Annotated in this window: 17 protein-coding genes; 14 read left to right on the plus strand and 3 right to left on the minus strand. The window is 42.0% G+C overall.

Going from position 1 to position 13,648, the window contains the following annotated elements; all coding sequences use genetic code 11:
- Positions 1–24 precede the first annotated feature (24 nt).
- The 4 genes from ACIQXN_RS07400 (at position 25) to ACIQXN_RS07415 (ending at position 2,982) form a co-directional block, all read left to right on the plus strand.
- Positions 25–1,164 (plus strand): DUF445 domain-containing protein, encoded by a 1,140-nt coding sequence (locus tag ACIQXN_RS07400; protein WP_402964005.1) that lies wholly within the window; start codon positions 25–27, stop codon positions 1,162–1,164.
- Positions 1,165–1,239: 75 nt separating this feature from the next.
- Positions 1,240–1,590 carry a YlbF/YmcA family competence regulator gene (locus ACIQXN_RS07405; RefSeq protein WP_402964008.1) on the plus strand — a complete coding sequence of 117 codons (351 nt, stop codon included), beginning with the start codon at positions 1,240–1,242 and terminating at the stop codon, positions 1,588–1,590.
- Positions 1,591–1,743: 153 nt separating this feature from the next.
- Positions 1,744–2,610, plus strand: coding sequence for a Cof-type HAD-IIB family hydrolase (locus tag ACIQXN_RS07410; RefSeq protein WP_402964011.1), 867 nt, complete (start codon positions 1,744–1,746; stop codon positions 2,608–2,610).
- A gap of 123 nt (positions 2,611–2,733) precedes the next feature.
- Positions 2,734–2,982 carry a transcriptional regulator SplA domain-containing protein gene (locus ACIQXN_RS07415; protein ID WP_402964014.1) on the plus strand — a complete coding sequence of 83 codons (249 nt, stop codon included), beginning with the start codon at positions 2,734–2,736 and terminating at the stop codon, positions 2,980–2,982.
- Between the two features lie 44 nt (positions 2,983–3,026).
- On the opposite strand, the gene ACIQXN_RS07420 is transcribed toward ACIQXN_RS07415, so the two are convergent.
- The 3 genes from ACIQXN_RS07420 to ACIQXN_RS07430 all read right to left on the minus strand — a co-directional run bounded on the left by ACIQXN_RS07420 (position 3,027) and on the right by ACIQXN_RS07430 (position 6,598).
- Positions 3,027–3,485, minus strand: a complete 459-nt coding sequence (locus ACIQXN_RS07420; protein WP_402964017.1) for a DinB family protein — start codon at positions 3,483–3,485, stop codon at positions 3,027–3,029.
- Between the two features lie 273 nt (positions 3,486–3,758).
- Entirely contained in the window at positions 3,759–5,654 is a 1,896-nt protein-coding gene (gene asnB / locus ACIQXN_RS07425; RefSeq protein WP_402964020.1) for an asparagine synthase (glutamine-hydrolyzing), read from the minus strand.
- A gap of 494 nt (positions 5,655–6,148) precedes the next feature.
- On the minus strand, positions 6,149–6,598 hold the full coding sequence (locus tag ACIQXN_RS07430; RefSeq protein WP_402964023.1) for a DinB family protein: 450 nt from the start codon (positions 6,596–6,598) through the stop codon (positions 6,149–6,151).
- A gap of 282 nt (positions 6,599–6,880) precedes the next feature.
- On the opposite strand from ACIQXN_RS07430, the gene ACIQXN_RS07435 reads away from it, so the two are divergent.
- The 10 genes from ACIQXN_RS07435 (at position 6,881) to ACIQXN_RS07480 (ending at position 13,603) form a co-directional block, all read left to right on the plus strand.
- On the plus strand, positions 6,881–7,183 hold the full coding sequence (locus ACIQXN_RS07435) for an urease subunit gamma (protein WP_402964026.1): 303 nt from the start codon (positions 6,881–6,883) through the stop codon (positions 7,181–7,183).
- Positions 7,184–7,196: 13 nt separating this feature from the next.
- On the plus strand, positions 7,197–7,520 hold the full coding sequence (locus ACIQXN_RS07440; protein ID WP_402964029.1) for an urease subunit beta: 324 nt from the start codon (positions 7,197–7,199) through the stop codon (positions 7,518–7,520).
- Positions 7,517–9,226 (plus strand): urease subunit alpha, encoded by a 1,710-nt coding sequence (ureC, locus tag ACIQXN_RS07445; RefSeq protein ID WP_402964032.1) that lies wholly within the window; start codon positions 7,517–7,519, stop codon positions 9,224–9,226. The genes ACIQXN_RS07440 and ureC overlap by 4 nt, the downstream gene beginning before the upstream one ends.
- Before the next feature lie 10 nt (positions 9,227–9,236).
- Positions 9,237–9,683 carry an urease accessory protein UreE gene (ureE, locus tag ACIQXN_RS07450; protein ID WP_402964035.1) on the plus strand — a complete coding sequence of 149 codons (447 nt, stop codon included), beginning with the start codon at positions 9,237–9,239 and terminating at the stop codon, positions 9,681–9,683.
- On the plus strand, positions 9,676–10,362 hold the full coding sequence (locus tag ACIQXN_RS07455) for an urease accessory protein UreF (protein WP_402964038.1): 687 nt from the start codon (positions 9,676–9,678) through the stop codon (positions 10,360–10,362). The genes ureE and ACIQXN_RS07455 overlap by 8 nt, the downstream gene beginning before the upstream one ends.
- Positions 10,363–10,413: 51 nt before the next feature.
- Positions 10,414–11,031: an urease accessory protein UreG gene (gene ureG, locus ACIQXN_RS07460; protein ID WP_402964041.1), complete on the plus strand. Its 618-nt coding sequence runs from the start codon at positions 10,414–10,416 to the stop codon at positions 11,029–11,031.
- The gene (locus ACIQXN_RS07465; RefSeq protein ID WP_402964044.1) at positions 11,028–11,843 is read left to right on the plus strand and encodes an urease accessory protein UreD; all 816 of its coding nucleotides are present in this window, start codon (positions 11,028–11,030) and stop codon (positions 11,841–11,843) included. Before ureG ends, ACIQXN_RS07465 begins: the two co-directional genes overlap by 4 nt.
- 26 nt (positions 11,844–11,869) lie before the next feature.
- The gene (locus ACIQXN_RS07470; RefSeq protein WP_402964047.1) at positions 11,870–12,514 is read left to right on the plus strand and encodes an urease accessory protein UreH domain-containing protein; all 645 of its coding nucleotides are present in this window, start codon (positions 11,870–11,872) and stop codon (positions 12,512–12,514) included.
- 153 nt (positions 12,515–12,667) lie between these two features.
- Complete coding sequence (locus ACIQXN_RS07475) at positions 12,668–13,066, plus strand: hypothetical protein (protein ID WP_402964049.1); 399 nt, start codon at positions 12,668–12,670, stop codon at positions 13,064–13,066.
- Between the two features lie 33 nt (positions 13,067–13,099).
- The gene (locus tag ACIQXN_RS07480; RefSeq protein WP_402964052.1) at positions 13,100–13,603 is read left to right on the plus strand and encodes a DUF1648 domain-containing protein; all 504 of its coding nucleotides are present in this window, start codon (positions 13,100–13,102) and stop codon (positions 13,601–13,603) included.
- The last annotated feature ends 45 nt before the right edge of the window (positions 13,604–13,648 follow it).

Here is a 13,648-nt window from a genome sequence, read left to right on the forward strand (position 1 = left end):
CAAGCAATAAAAGGAGAAATCATCATGGATGAGTTTTGGGTAAAAATACTGTTTATGGTCGTTGTGGGTGCTGTGATTGGAGGGTTCACCAATTTATTGGCAATCCGGATGCTGTTCAGACCCTATAAGCCCATTTTTATTTTTGGAAAGCAGGTGCCGTTAACACCGGGTTTAATTCCAAAGCGGCAGGATGAGTTAGCAAAGCAATTAGGGAAATTGGTTGTCGAACATTTAATCACGCCAGAGAGCATCCAAAGTAAGGTCATCAATGATGCCTCTATAAAGAATATGAAGATTTTCGCTCAGTCAGAAGTAAAGAAGGCATTGTCCACGGAAAAAAGTACGGCGCAACTATTGGAACAATTGGGGATGAAGAATTCGTCCTTAACGTTGGAACAGCGGTTACAGACGTTTGTCCTTGGCAAATACGAAACATGGCTGCTTGAAAATCGTAAAAAGAGTTTACAAGAGATCATCCCTTTGAACATCCAGCAAAAAGCGGTGAAATCCATACCGGATATTTCGCAATATATCGTAACAAAGGGGAAAGAGTATTTTAACAGTACAGAAGGCAAGGGACGTTTAGAAGAAATGCTTGATGATTTTTTCAAGGAACGGGGAAAAATGATCAACCTGATTCAGATGTTTATCGGAAATGAAAAGTTGATCGATAAGATTCAGCCAGAAATCATCAAGTTCTTTGACCAATCACGGACCGTCGACTTATTATCGGTCATGTTGGAGAGAGAATTGAAAAACCTGGAAAAATGGGATATTGAAAAAGTAGAAGGATTAATTGGAAAAGAAACAATCGGTACGTTGATTAAAGAAAAAACAGGCGAATGGATTCCGGTTGGTTCTATCATGGAAAAACCGGTTCGTGAATTGACGGCTAATTTTGCCGATACCATTGTAAACAAAGGCGTACCGATTTTTGTTGAAAAAGCCGCTGACTATTTAATCGTCCATTTCCAGCCCCTTTTTCAAAAACTACATTTGGATGGTATTGTGGAAGAACAGGTTTCTTCCTTTTCCGTGTCACGATTGGAGGAAATGGTGGTCTCCATCACTAAGAAGGAATTATCGATGATCACCTATCTGGGTGCCTTGCTTGGCGGGATCATCGGTTTATTCCAAGGTTTTGTGACCGTTTTATTAGGATGACGTGTAATTAGCAAAGGGATTTGTTATAGTGGAAAAGGTGTAGGAATACAATGATTACCGGGAGGGGAAAAATTTATGAGTAACGTTTATGATGCAGCATATGAAATGGAAAAGGCAATTCGGGCTAGTAATGAATATGCGGACTTGCAACGTTTATATGATTTGGTCAATTCAGATCCAGCTACGAAAGGAATGTTCGAAAACTTTCGTAACCTGCAAATGACATTGCAACAAAAACAAATGACGGGACAGGAAATCGCTCCTGAAGAAGTGGAGCAAGCTCAAAAAACTGTGCAGCTTGTTCAACAAAACCCAACCATTTCTCAATTGATGGAAGCCGAACAACGGATGAGCATGGTCATTGCCGACCTTAACAAAATCATCATGAAGCCGTTAGAAGATTTATACGGTCCAGCTGAACAATAATGATAACAAGTAAAACTCCTTTGCCTATGGCGAGGAGTTTTTTTTGATAACAAAGATGCACTGGGTGTAAACGAAGACAAGCTGATCAAGTTCTACTCTTTAAATTAAAGTCATAAATTTAAAAAGAGGATACTACAGATGGGGGAGATCAGCATGGTATATCGTTTATTAGCGGTTAACATTGAGGGAACATTGCTTCAGTCCAATGGCCGTTTAAATAAATCGACTAAAGAGGCCATTGAATATGTGCACCATAAGGGTGTCCATGTTGCGCTTGTAACGTCAAGGAATTATCATTCAGCCAAAAAAGTGGCCAAAGCCCTAAAAATAAATCCCATGATCGTTGCCCAACAGGGGGCTTTTGTCGGAGCATCCATTGAGAAGCCCATCATGGTAAAACGAATGTCAGAAGAACTGACTGTGGAACTCGTGCAAATGCTAGAAAAGACCAATTCACAAATCATGCTCCATCATGAAAAGTACTCACTTGGCAATCGATTTAATCTCCCGGAAAACTTACTCGGTAAAACGGTCATGTATATGAATGATCAGAATATTTATGCCCAAAACTTTGTGGATGACATAAGTGAAGAACTTATGGACCATCCCATGGCTCCTACAAAGATTGATATCATCTTTACGGAGCAGGCAGATCAAGTGGAAATGCAAAAGCTGGTAAAGGATATGTTTCCGGAAGTTGAAGTGTTCATGCACCCCGGCCATAGGCTAACGATTGTCCCTAGAGGTGTCTCGAAATGGAGTGGCGTTTTATATTTAGCGGATCATTTAGGGGTGAAACGGACAGAAATCGTAACGATTGGAGACGGAATGGATGATATAGAGATGATTGCTGGGGCAGGCTTAGGTGTAGCGATGGGAAATGCAGACCCTGAAGTCAAAAAAGCGGCGAAGTGGGTGACTCGCTCCAACGATGATGACGGGATTGCCTATATGCTAAGGGAGTTCTTCCGTAAGCAACATCCAATCGATTTTTTACAAAAGATGAATATGCTCAAATAGTATGCAGCACCCTTCATATGAAGGGTCTTTTTTTTGTTTCAATGGTCAGGTTTTTCTGTCCCATAAATAATTTCGGACATTATCCATAAACTAAGCAAATCCCCAATGGAAAGGAAGAATGTAATGGACGTTATCAATGCGAAAGAAGTGCAAGTTGGCGATGAAGTATTTGTGATTTATAATAATCCGCACGTCCCCACGGTTTCGAATGTAAGGGCGGCAGAAGTTGTCCAGCATCCGAAAGACCCTAATGCAGTCGCATTATTCTTGAACGATACTTTTCATACGATTGAAGACGATGATGCATTATTTTCATCGGAGGCCGCTGCGGAACAAGCGTATAGTAATTTTATTAACGATCAATTGACTTGAAAAGGGAGAAGCCCCCGCTTGGATGAGCGAGGGCTTCGTTCGTATCATTTCGCTGCATGGATCACACGCAACATCGCATGGATCTGCCCCATATGGTATGTTTCGTGGAATAGGGCAAGGTTCACCATTTCTCCATATGTTTCAAAACCTTTGAAGGGTTTTTCAAGTTTTTCGGTCAATCGTTCTTCCGGAATGGCAAGGAGACGATCCAGCTGTTCTTTAAATTGCTCAATCAATACTTCAACAGGGGGAACGGCATCTGTCCAGTCTGCAGGGCTCGTACCTTGGGCAAAGAATTCAGCGTAATTGGCCGGCAAGTTTCCTGCTGCCGGATGATCAAGCAAGAATTTTTCCGTTACGAACAATGTATGTCCAAGGTGCCAGTGAATGTTATTGTTAAATCCCTCGGGTTGGATACTTGTCAATTCAGGGGTAATCCGGTCGATGGCTCTTTCGAAAAATTTACCTCTGATGAGTGAAAAACGTTTTTGTAATGGGTTCATGATAGTAGCTCCTTCTAGTTGTCGCAATCAAAACGTCCACCGCACATGACAATGGTACGAATGATAGCCTGTGATATAAGTTAGTCTTCCTAATGATAATCTATTTATAAATATAATCAAGCCGTTCTTAAGCGGGAAGTGGAATTCCGGCAAACGCTTTGTACCGAGGAAAGCCCGACTTCATTATCATTTATCATATAAAAGAAAATATCCCTATCAAGGCTTTGGAAGCTTGATAGGGATATGGATGGAAGACAAGTGATGGTTAAACCATTAAGTAAGTACCGCCTGTCTTTTTGTTTCTTGTTTTTCCTCTATATGATTGAAATCATAGGCATATTCTATATAGATTTGGTGCCAGATCATAAAGACTAAGATGGTCCATAACTTTCTGCTATTATCCTTTTTGCCAGAGACATGTTCCTGCAATAAGTCAAAAACCGCTTTTTTATTTAAAAGGTAATCAGTCGGGCTAGTCCGTATTAAATTGTTGGCCCAATCATACATTTCATCCTTCAACCAATGTCGAATGGGAACGGGGAAGCCTAATTTCTTTCGATTCAGTACATGATCCGGGACGATTCCCTCGGCTGCCTTCCGGAGTATATATTTAGTCGTATTATTTTTGATCTTTTGATCTGTTTGGATTTTTGCCGCTACCTTGAAAACTTCTTTATCCAAGAAAGGAACCCTCAATTCAAGGGAGTTGGCCATCGTCATCTTGTCAGCCTTCAACAGAATATCTCCCTGTAACCATGTAAGGATATCTAAATGCTGCATTTTTGTAACGGCATCATACGATTTGGATTGATTGTAGAAAGGTCCGGTTATGGTCGAATATTCTAAGTTAGACTTGTAGTCTGTCAGCAATGACTTCTTTTCACTTTCTTCAAACATCTTCGCATTGCCGATATATCTCTCTTGTAAAGGAGTGACACCACGTTCGATGAAGTTTTTCCCCTTCACCCCATCAGGTAAGATCCTGCTCATCATTTTCAATAGATATTTGATCGGGTTTGGGATAGAGTTAAACATTTTCAGCGATTGAGGCTCCCTATAGATATTATATCCACCGAAAAGCTCGTCCGCCCCTTCGCCGGATAATACCACTTTTACATGTTTTCTAGCTTCGCGGGCCACAAAATATAATGGAATGGCTGCCGGATCTGCCAATGGGTCGTCCATGTGCCAAATGATTTTAGGAAGTTCTGCAAGATATTCCTCAGGAGAAATGATATAACTGATATTCTCTAAATTAAGAGCATGGGCCGTTTCTTTCGCCACGTCCACTTCACTGAATCCATCTCGTTCAAAACCGACGGAGAACGTCTTTAATTGAGGATTGATCTCTTTTGCGATGGAAACGATAATGGAAGAATCTATGCCTCCGGAAAGGAACGATCCAACTGGTACATCACTTCGCATATGCACATTCACTGAATCTATTAAAACATCACGTATTTCTTTAGTAAGTTGTGTTTCAGATAGATTCATCGGTTTGAAAGTGGGAGACCAATATCGTACGATGTTCAATTTACTTCCTGGTTTACTCGTGAAGTAATGGCCGGGTGCCAGTTTTTTGATTCCGTTTGTCATTGTATCTGGTTCTGGAACGTATTGGAAGCTAAGGTAATGCTGTAAAGAGTCAGAGTCTATTTTCCCTTCCATCGCTAGAAGGATGCTCTTCTTTTCTGATGCAAAATAAGTCAATTCTTCTTGTTCCGAGTAAAAGAATGGCTTAATGCCGAACTGGTCTCTTGCCCCAAACAAAGTTTGCTCAATTTTATCCCATATGACAAAGGCAAACATGCCTCTTAACTGATCTACCATGCGTTCCTTTTGATCACTGTATAAGGCGATGATAACTTCGGTGTCGGATTCGGTAGCGAATTCATACCCTTTTTGTAATAATTCTTTTCGTAATTCAATATAGTTATAGATTTCACCATTAAAGATAATCCAATAACGGTCATTTTCAAAAGATAGAGGTTGATGCCCGCTTTCTATATCAATGATACTGAGTCTTCTAAATCCAAAATTAATATAGTCATCCGCATAATATCCTTCATCATCTGGTCCTCTATGTGTTATAAGAGTGTTCATTTCCTTGAATTTTACCATCTCTGACTTTTTAGGTTCATGATGCATACAACCAACAAATCCACACATTAGGATCACCTACCTTATTAAGTTTTTTATCTGTGAATCTTGTTTTATGTTGGAAAAGTCCGTGTCTAATAGGAGTTCGCCTATATTAGAATGATTGAGGGTTGAGTAGAATAGGATAATCACAAAAGAACAGAATTATCCATATTAGTTTAAATGTTACAACAATTTTACTATTATAATGGTAAATGTTACATTTTTCAACCCTTTTTTACCCTTTTTTATAGGACTAAAAATGATTCGAGTTAGTACTGATGTCTGGTTTTGTCCTTTTGTGTTAAGGGGGTAGCAGCAAAGTATGAAAGAGAAATATGTAGGTATCACAGTAGGCGCTCTTTTTTATGTAAATCTGTGCCAGGAAGGAAAGATAATAAGTCTCTTGGTGAAAAAGACCTAAGTGTGGATGGTAGAGAATTTGGGAGATGGGAATGGAGTGTTCCTTATGACTCGTAAAAAAACCTGCCACTCCGTTTTGGCGTGTCAGGTTTTATTAGTAATCAATTAGATGATTGAATGAGAAGTTTCATGGCATGAATTTGTCCGATGTGATTGGTTTCGTGCAAGACTACAGTGCTAATGAAGTCCTCCACTGTTTCCATGCCCATGAATGGAGTTTCTACTTTATCTTTATACGTTTCTTCTGGAATTTCAAGAATCCGATCAAGTTGCTCCTGTAACTGCTGTTTCAATGTTTCAGTGGAAGGAACGTTCCCTGTCCAATCTGACGGTTTTGAACCATATCCGAATAGCTGTCCGTAGTTTTCCGGTAAGTTACTGCTTTTGCCGAATAAAAACTTGTCCGCTACACAAAGTACATGTCCCAGGTGCCAGTGAATCGTGTTGTTGAATCCTGTTGGCTGAATGTCCATGAATTCTGGAGATAACTCATCGATTTCTTTTATTAAACTGCTCCGTGTCATCTTCAATTGATTTTTTATATAACTCATTTTTCATCCTCCTCATATCGGTTTGTGATTTCTTATTCTGCATTAAAGTATAACAAGTATTGTTGGAATTCTCCAAGATAAGTGAGATGTTAAAAGTGAAGGGATCTTCAAGTTTATTTCCTTTTATTATTGAAATTAACAGAAAATTAAGTATAATTAGAATTATGTAATAAAAACTTACGTAGTTGTGTTATATATCTAAGTTTCATTGAAGTATGATAAGCCGAACAAATGAAATTCATAACGATATCTTGCAGTGTGGATGAAAGAAGGAGAGAGGTCATGCGTTTAACGGCGAGAGAACAGGAGAAATTACTGGTCGTGGTTGCAGCAGATTTAGCAAGAAGGAGAAGAGAGAGAGGATTGAAATTGAATTATCCGGAGTCCATTGCCTTAATCACGTATGAAATCATGGAAGGGGCACGTGATGGAAAGTCTGTAGCGGAGCTTATGCAATTTGGCAGGATGATCCTTTCCAGCGAAGATGTAATGGAGGGGATTCCGGATATGATCCACGATATACAAGTGGAAGCGACGTTTCCGGATGGTACGAAGCTTGTAACGGTACATAATCCGATTCAGTGAGGGAGGTTGTTGCATGATTCCAGGTGAATATATCCTGAAAAAGGATCCGATTGTCTGTAACGAAGGGAAGCCTGTGACGAGCATATCCGTCATCAATCGCGGAGACCGTCCAATTCAGGTTGGCTCACATTTTCATTTTTATGAAGTGAATGATGGATTGGAGTTTTCTCGTGAGGATACTTATGGAAAACGGCTGAACATTCCTGCAGGAACGGCGGTCCGCTTTGAGCCAGGGGATGAAAAGGAAGTAGAACTGATCCCTTTTAGCGGTAAAAGGGAAGTGTACGGATTAAGTAATCGAACGAACGGACCGCTCGATGTGGAGGGTGAAAGATGAGTCATGAAATGTCACGGAAGCAATATAGCGACATGTTCGGTCCTACGACCGGGGATTTAGTAAGATTGGCAGATACGGAACTTTTCATTGAAATAGAAAAAGATTTTACTAAATACGGAGATGAAGTGAAGTTCGGCGGAGGGAAGGTCATACGTGATGGGATGGGGCAACACCCAACCGCTGTTGGGGAAGCTGTCATGGATCTTGTTTTCACGAATGCAATCATTGTCGATTACACGGGCATCTACAAAGCGGATATCGGTGTGAAGGATGGGTACATTGCGGCAATCGGTAAGGCAGGGAATTCACTCTTGATGGATGGGGTGACGATGACGATTGGGGCGGCGACTGAAATCATTGCAGCCGAAGGGAAAATCGTGACGGCTGGAGGAATTGATGCACATATCCATTTCATTGCGCCTCAGCAAATAGAGACTGCATTATCAAGTGGGATCACGACGATGATTGGCGGAGGTACGGGACCTGCAACCGGAACGAATGCCACGACGTGTACACCTGGATCCTGGAATATCCATAAAATGCTTGAAGCGGCCGAACATTTCCCGATGAATCTTGGGTTTTTAGGAAAAGGGAATGCCTCGGCAGAAGAACCCCTTGTGGAACAAATAAAGGCAGGGGCCATCGGGCTGAAATTGCACGAGGATTGGGGAACGACGGCAGCGGCAATCGATTCAAGCTTAACGGTGGCGGATGAATATGACGTCCAGGTTGCCATCCATTCTGATACCCTTAATGAAGGGGGCTTTGTCGAGGATACGATTGCAGCCATCAAGGGACGTGTCATACATACCTACCATACCGAGGGAGCGGGTGGCGGACATGCCCCGGATATTATTAAGGTGGCCAGTTATCTGAATATCTTACCTTCGTCGACCAATCCAACACGTCCTTACACAATCAATACATTGGAAGAACACTTAGACATGCTGATGGTATGCCATCATCTGGATCCATCCGTCCCGGAAGACATCGCCTTTGCCGATTCCCGAATAAGAAAAGAAACGATCGCTGCGGAAGATATCCTCCATGATTTAGGCGTCTTCAGCATGATCAGTTCGGATTCACAAGCCATGGGCCGGGTGGGTGAAGTGGTCATGCGGACATGGCAGACGGCGGATAAAATGAAAAAACAACGGGGAAAGATGGTGGAGGAGAAAGGGGAAGGCGATAATTTCCGTGTAAAGCGTTATGTCGCCAAGTATACGATTAATCCGGCCATCACCCATGGAATCTCAGATGTTGTCGGATCACTGGAAGTAGGGAAATTCGCCGATCTGGTTGTCTGGGATCCAGCCTTTTTTGGGGTGAAACCGGATTTGATCTTAAAAGGGGGCATGATCGCCCACAGCATTATGGGAGACCCCAATGCTTCCATTCCAACACCCCAGCCGGTTTTATATCGCCCGATGTTTGCCAGCTTTGGCCAAGCCGTTTCGAGTACGTCGATTACATTCTTGTCCAAAGTAGCGTATGAGGCGGGAATCCACAAGGAACTTGGATTGAAAAAAATCGTAAAGACCGTCTCTAATATTCGCAATCTTACAAAAAAAGATATGAAGTTAAACAGTGAAACACCCGAGATCGAAGTGGATCCACAAACATATGAAGTGACGGTCGACGGTGATTTAATTACATGTGAGCCGGCAGAAGTTCTGCCAATGGCTCAACGATACTTTTTATTCTGAGGTGAATGGCATGATTGTCGAAAAGGTAGTAGGAAATGTTGAAACTATTGAAAATAAACCAAAACATATGGAGCGGGTTTTTCTCGAAAGCGATGCGTTAAGAAAGAGAATTCAACGGGTGAAAACGGATCATGGCAATGAAATCGGAATCCGTCTCAAGCATCATAAAGATTTAGTGGACGGCGACATTTTGTATATGGATGAGAAGAACATGATTGTGATTCAGACAATCGATGATGATATCTTAACGATCGTGCCTACATCCATTGAGCAGATGGGCAATATCGCACATCAATTGGGTAATCGCCACTTGCCGGCACAATTTGAAGGAGATGAAATGCTAGTCCAATATGATTATCTGGTGGAAGAATTGCTCGCTCAGCAAGGCATTCCCTTTCGCCGTGAAAAAAGAAAGGTAAAACAGGCATTCCGTCACATCGGCCATTCACATGAATGAACGGTTGTTTCCGCTCATCCAGCTTTGTGATTCGAATTTCCCCTCCGGTTCATTCTCCCATTCGTTTGGGATGGAGACCTATATACAGGAAGAGAAAATCCATGATGCACAATCATTCAAGGAATTTTTAAAGGTGTACATTTTGAAGTCCCTATCCTATACAGATGGCCTTGGCTGCCGCATCGCATATAATCTCATTCAAGATCAAGATCTGGAAGGGATTTGGGATCTCGATGAAAAGTTATTTGCGAGTTGTTCTGCCAAAGAGTCAAGGGAAGCTTCAAAGCGGATAGGTCAGCAGATGGCAAAGCTTTGCATGACTCTTTACCCATCGGAAACGCTGTCTGCTTATTTAATGAAAATAAAGGAAAAGGAATGCTATGGTCATCCGGCCATCGTCTTTGCAATGGTTAGTACGGGGCTCGGCATTTCCTTGGACATGGCAATTACAGCTTGCCTGTATGCATCCGTTTCTTCTCTCATACAAAATGCCGTCAGGGGAGTCCCGTTAGGACAGACGGCTGGACAATCGATCTTGCTATGGACACATGGCGTCATTCAATCGGCAGTGGTGTTAGTGAAAGAATTGCCAGAGGACGAACTTGGACGTACGTTGCCGGGATTGGAAATCGCACAAATGAGGCATGAACAATTACATGTAAGGTTATTTATGAGCTAAATGGAAAGGGGTGACCGGTTTTCTCTTAATTAAGAGGGGAACCGACTATAGATGAAGCAGGTTATTAAAATTGGTGTAGGTGGCCCGGTCGGGGCCGGAAAAACGATGCTTGTTGAAAAATTGACACGAGCGATGGCGAATGATTTCAGCATGGCCGTCGTCACGAATGATATTTATACGAAGGAAGATGCTCTGTTTTTAATGAAAAATGGTGTGTTGCCCGAAGATCGGATCATCGGGGTGGAAACGGGTGGCTGTCCGCATACGGCCATCAGGGAAGATGCTTCGATGAACTTCGCCGCGATTGATGAATTGGAGGACCTACATCCCGATCTTGATTTAATTTTTGTCGAAAGCGGTGGTGACAACCTGGCAGCCACCTTCAGTCCGGAACTTGTGGATTTTTCCATTTATATCATTGATGTGGCCCAAGGGGAGAAGATCCCACGAAAAGGGGGGCAGGGGATGATTAAATCGGATTTGTTCATCATTAATAAAACAGATTTGGCTCCTTATGTTGGAGCGAGTCTTGAAGTGATGGAGAGAGATACATTGGCGACACGAGGAAATAAACCCTTCTTTTTTACAAATTTAAAAGATGAAAAAGGATTAGCGGATGTTGTGAACTGGATTAAATCTGAGGCCTTTCTTATAGGATTAGAGCAATGAACTGGACCGGCAGCATCCGCTTAACCTCCGTACTGAAGAAGGGGCGTACGATTGTGAAGGACAGCTATCATGAGGGGGCATTCAAACTGTCCCGTCCCGTTTTTCTGGACGGAACTTCACCCACCTATTTCCTCATTCATGTCGGAGGCGGGTATGTCGGCGGTGACTGTTACCAACAGCACTTTTGTTTAGAAGAAGGGGCTCAGTTGACATTGACGACCCAGTCTGCAACAAAGGTGTATAAGACAACGGGCAAACCGGCAAGGCAGGAGACGGAAATGATATTAAGGAAGGGCAGCTTCCTCACCTATGTTCAGGATCCGTTAATTGCCTATGAAGGTGCACAATATATTCAAGATACGACCATACATATGGATAAGGGCGCAGGGGTGCTGCTTACAGATATCTTCACACCTGGATGGTCCGAGAGCAGAAAGGATTTTACATACGACTGGATCCGCTCGAAAATGAATGTGTTTTATGATGGAAAAAGGCTGATCATGGACCATTTATTATTGCAGCCATCCGATCAGTTGGAATCTATTTTGTTAATGGAAGGATACAGCCATTTCGGTTCGTTATTGTTCATTCATGATGAGCTTAGCGATGGAATTATAACGGAATTAGAAGAAGCGCTATCTGTTTTAGGGCAACAGACAAGGATCGGTTTTTCGAGACTGCCGACACGAGGACTGATGGTAAGGGTATTGGCGAATCATACTCAGTTAATCGAGAAGGTATTTGCTGTTTGCGAGAATCTTCTGCGAAGTCGTGTATTGCAGAAAGAGGTGGTTTTCTACCGTAAATATTAATATTAAAAAAGACGGGATTGAGTGTTATGGAGATGAGTTTATTGCTGGTTTTAGGGGTTGGGTTTGTCTTGGGCATCAAGCATGCTCTTGAACCCGATCATGTTATCGCTGTTTCGACCATTGCTAGTCAAAGCAAAAAAATCTGGAAATCATCGCTCGCCGGGGTTTTTTGGGGAATCGGTCATACGCTGACGCTCCTGGTTTTCGGTATCGTTCTCATCCTATTGAAAGATGAAATCCCGGAAGCGTGGGCCATGTCACTCGAATTTCTTGTGGGAATCATGTTGGTGTATTTAGGGATGACCACGATTTTTTCCTGGAAGAAAGCTCATAAACATGGTCAATCGGAAAGAAGCACCTATCTGAAATCGATGTTCATCGGGGTCGTCCATGGCCTTGCCGGAAGTGCCGCCATGGTGCTTCTTACGATGAGTACAATAGATTTTGCTTGGCAGGGCGCTCTATATATCATCATTTTTGGAGTGGGGACCTGTTTAGGGATGCTCTTGTTTACGACTATATTGAGCATTCCCTTTGTCACAAGCGCTTCTTCTAAGAAAGTGAATCACGCTCTCATTCGTATGACAGGTGTAGTCAGCACGGTTTTCGGCATTTATTATATGTATAACCTTGGTGTAAATGAACAGTTATTTTCGATTTGGTTTGGTTGATCATTTGAACAAGAATATTTAAGTCGGAAACTTTCAGGCGATCAGCTTGGGAGTTTTTACTTTTTATTCTGAATAATCCTATTATTCTTCACAGGTAAACTAGTATAATGAATATATTGGAAAGTATTTTGCTCATTGCAGGAGGTGGAGGCAATGAAGTGGAGATTATCGTTATTTGCACTTTGCCTAGTATCATTAACATTTGTTTCGGGTTGTTCCGATACGGAAGAGCGTATTTCGATTCAAAAACGAATAGATAAAGAAACATATAGATTTGAAGCCTATAAAGAAAATATAAAAATGAAAAGTACGGAAAAGCCGAAAGAGATTTTGGGGAACGCAGAGTGGAAAGAAAACCCCATGAAGGAAGACGATCCGAAAGCGGATTTCATCTTCTACTTCAATGATCGCAACTTGGGGGATAGAATCCCTGTTTACTTCGTATGGGTGAATGCAGGTGAAAGTACGTTGGAAGTTACGAAAGACGATCAGAACAAGTATGTGCAATTAAACGAAGAGGATTCCGCGGTCATCTTGGACTTACTGCACTAATCAATCCTACTTTGCGAAATAGGGGAGGATAATATGAAAAAAGTTCAGCCAGTTTTACATCTGCCCAAAACGGGTGCTGAAAAGATGATGGACATCGTGTCGCTTCTCTTGATCATCATCAACTTCATTTATTTAATCAGTGTGTGGAACACGTTGCCTGAACAAGTTCCGATTCACTTTAATGGGAAAGGTGAAGTCGACGGGTGGGGAGGAAGAGTGGTCATTTGGCTATTACCTACGATCAGTCTTTTTCTATGGTTTGGCTTGACGATTATGGAGAGAGTCCCGCACCTTTTTAATTATCCGATTGAAATCACAGAAAAAAATGCAGTCTTTCAATACAAAAATGCTCGAATGATGAGTTTGTTTTTAAAGGTGGAGATTATCCTTATTCTTCTGTATACGAGTTGGGAATCGGTACATGTTGCGATGGGATATGAAGGAGGTCTTGGAAGGGCAGAACTGCCTATTTTACTGATTTTGATTTTAGGCTCCATCGCCTTCTTTGTAATCCGTTCTGTCCGTAACGCAAAATAAACCGAGTTTGCCATTGAGGCATACTCGGTTTTTGTATGGGCTTAT

The sequence above is a fragment of the Peribacillus sp. NPDC097295 genome (assembly GCF_044761665.1).
Classification (GTDB): Bacteria; Bacillota; Bacilli; order Bacillales; family DSM-1321; genus Peribacillus.

Excerpts from the sequence above, each read along its gene's own strand:
- ACIQXN_RS07430 (WP_402964023.1), bottom strand. The coding sequence starts at position 6,598 with ATGAGTTATATAAAAAATCAATTGAAGATGACACGGAGCAGTTTAATA.
- ureE (WP_402964035.1), top strand. The coding sequence starts at position 9,237 with ATGATTGTCGAAAAGGTAGTAGGAAATGTTGAAACTATTGAAAATAAA.
- ureC (WP_402964032.1), top strand. The coding sequence starts at position 7,517 with ATGAGTCATGAAATGTCACGGAAGCAATATAGCGACATGTTCGGTCCT.
- ureG (WP_402964041.1), top strand. The coding sequence starts at position 10,414 with ATGAAGCAGGTTATTAAAATTGGTGTAGGTGGCCCGGTCGGGGCCGGA.
- ACIQXN_RS07465 (WP_402964044.1), top strand. The coding sequence starts at position 11,028 with ATGAACTGGACCGGCAGCATCCGCTTAACCTCCGTACTGAAGAAGGGG.
- ACIQXN_RS07415 (WP_402964014.1), top strand. The coding sequence starts at position 2,734 with ATGGACGTTATCAATGCGAAAGAAGTGCAAGTTGGCGATGAAGTATTT.
- ACIQXN_RS07435 (WP_402964026.1), top strand. The coding sequence starts at position 6,881 with ATGCGTTTAACGGCGAGAGAACAGGAGAAATTACTGGTCGTGGTTGCA.
- ACIQXN_RS07400 (WP_402964005.1), top strand. The coding sequence starts at position 25 with ATGGATGAGTTTTGGGTAAAAATACTGTTTATGGTCGTTGTGGGTGCT.
- ACIQXN_RS07455 (WP_402964038.1), top strand. The coding sequence starts at position 9,676 with ATGAATGAACGGTTGTTTCCGCTCATCCAGCTTTGTGATTCGAATTTC.
- ACIQXN_RS07440 (WP_402964029.1), top strand. The coding sequence starts at position 7,197 with ATGATTCCAGGTGAATATATCCTGAAAAAGGATCCGATTGTCTGTAAC.
- ACIQXN_RS07475 (WP_402964049.1), top strand. The coding sequence starts at position 12,668 with ATGAAGTGGAGATTATCGTTATTTGCACTTTGCCTAGTATCATTAACA.
- ACIQXN_RS07470 (WP_402964047.1), top strand. The coding sequence starts at position 11,870 with ATGGAGATGAGTTTATTGCTGGTTTTAGGGGTTGGGTTTGTCTTGGGC.
- ACIQXN_RS07420 (WP_402964017.1), bottom strand. The coding sequence starts at position 3,485 with ATGAACCCATTACAAAAACGTTTTTCACTCATCAGAGGTAAATTTTTC.
- ACIQXN_RS07480 (WP_402964052.1), top strand. The coding sequence starts at position 13,100 with ATGAAAAAAGTTCAGCCAGTTTTACATCTGCCCAAAACGGGTGCTGAA.
- asnB (WP_402964020.1), bottom strand. The coding sequence starts at position 5,654 with ATGTGTGGATTTGTTGGTTGTATGCATCATGAACCTAAAAAGTCAGAG.
- ACIQXN_RS07405 (WP_402964008.1), top strand. The coding sequence starts at position 1,240 with ATGAGTAACGTTTATGATGCAGCATATGAAATGGAAAAGGCAATTCGG.
- ACIQXN_RS07410 (WP_402964011.1), top strand. The coding sequence starts at position 1,744 with ATGGTATATCGTTTATTAGCGGTTAACATTGAGGGAACATTGCTTCAG.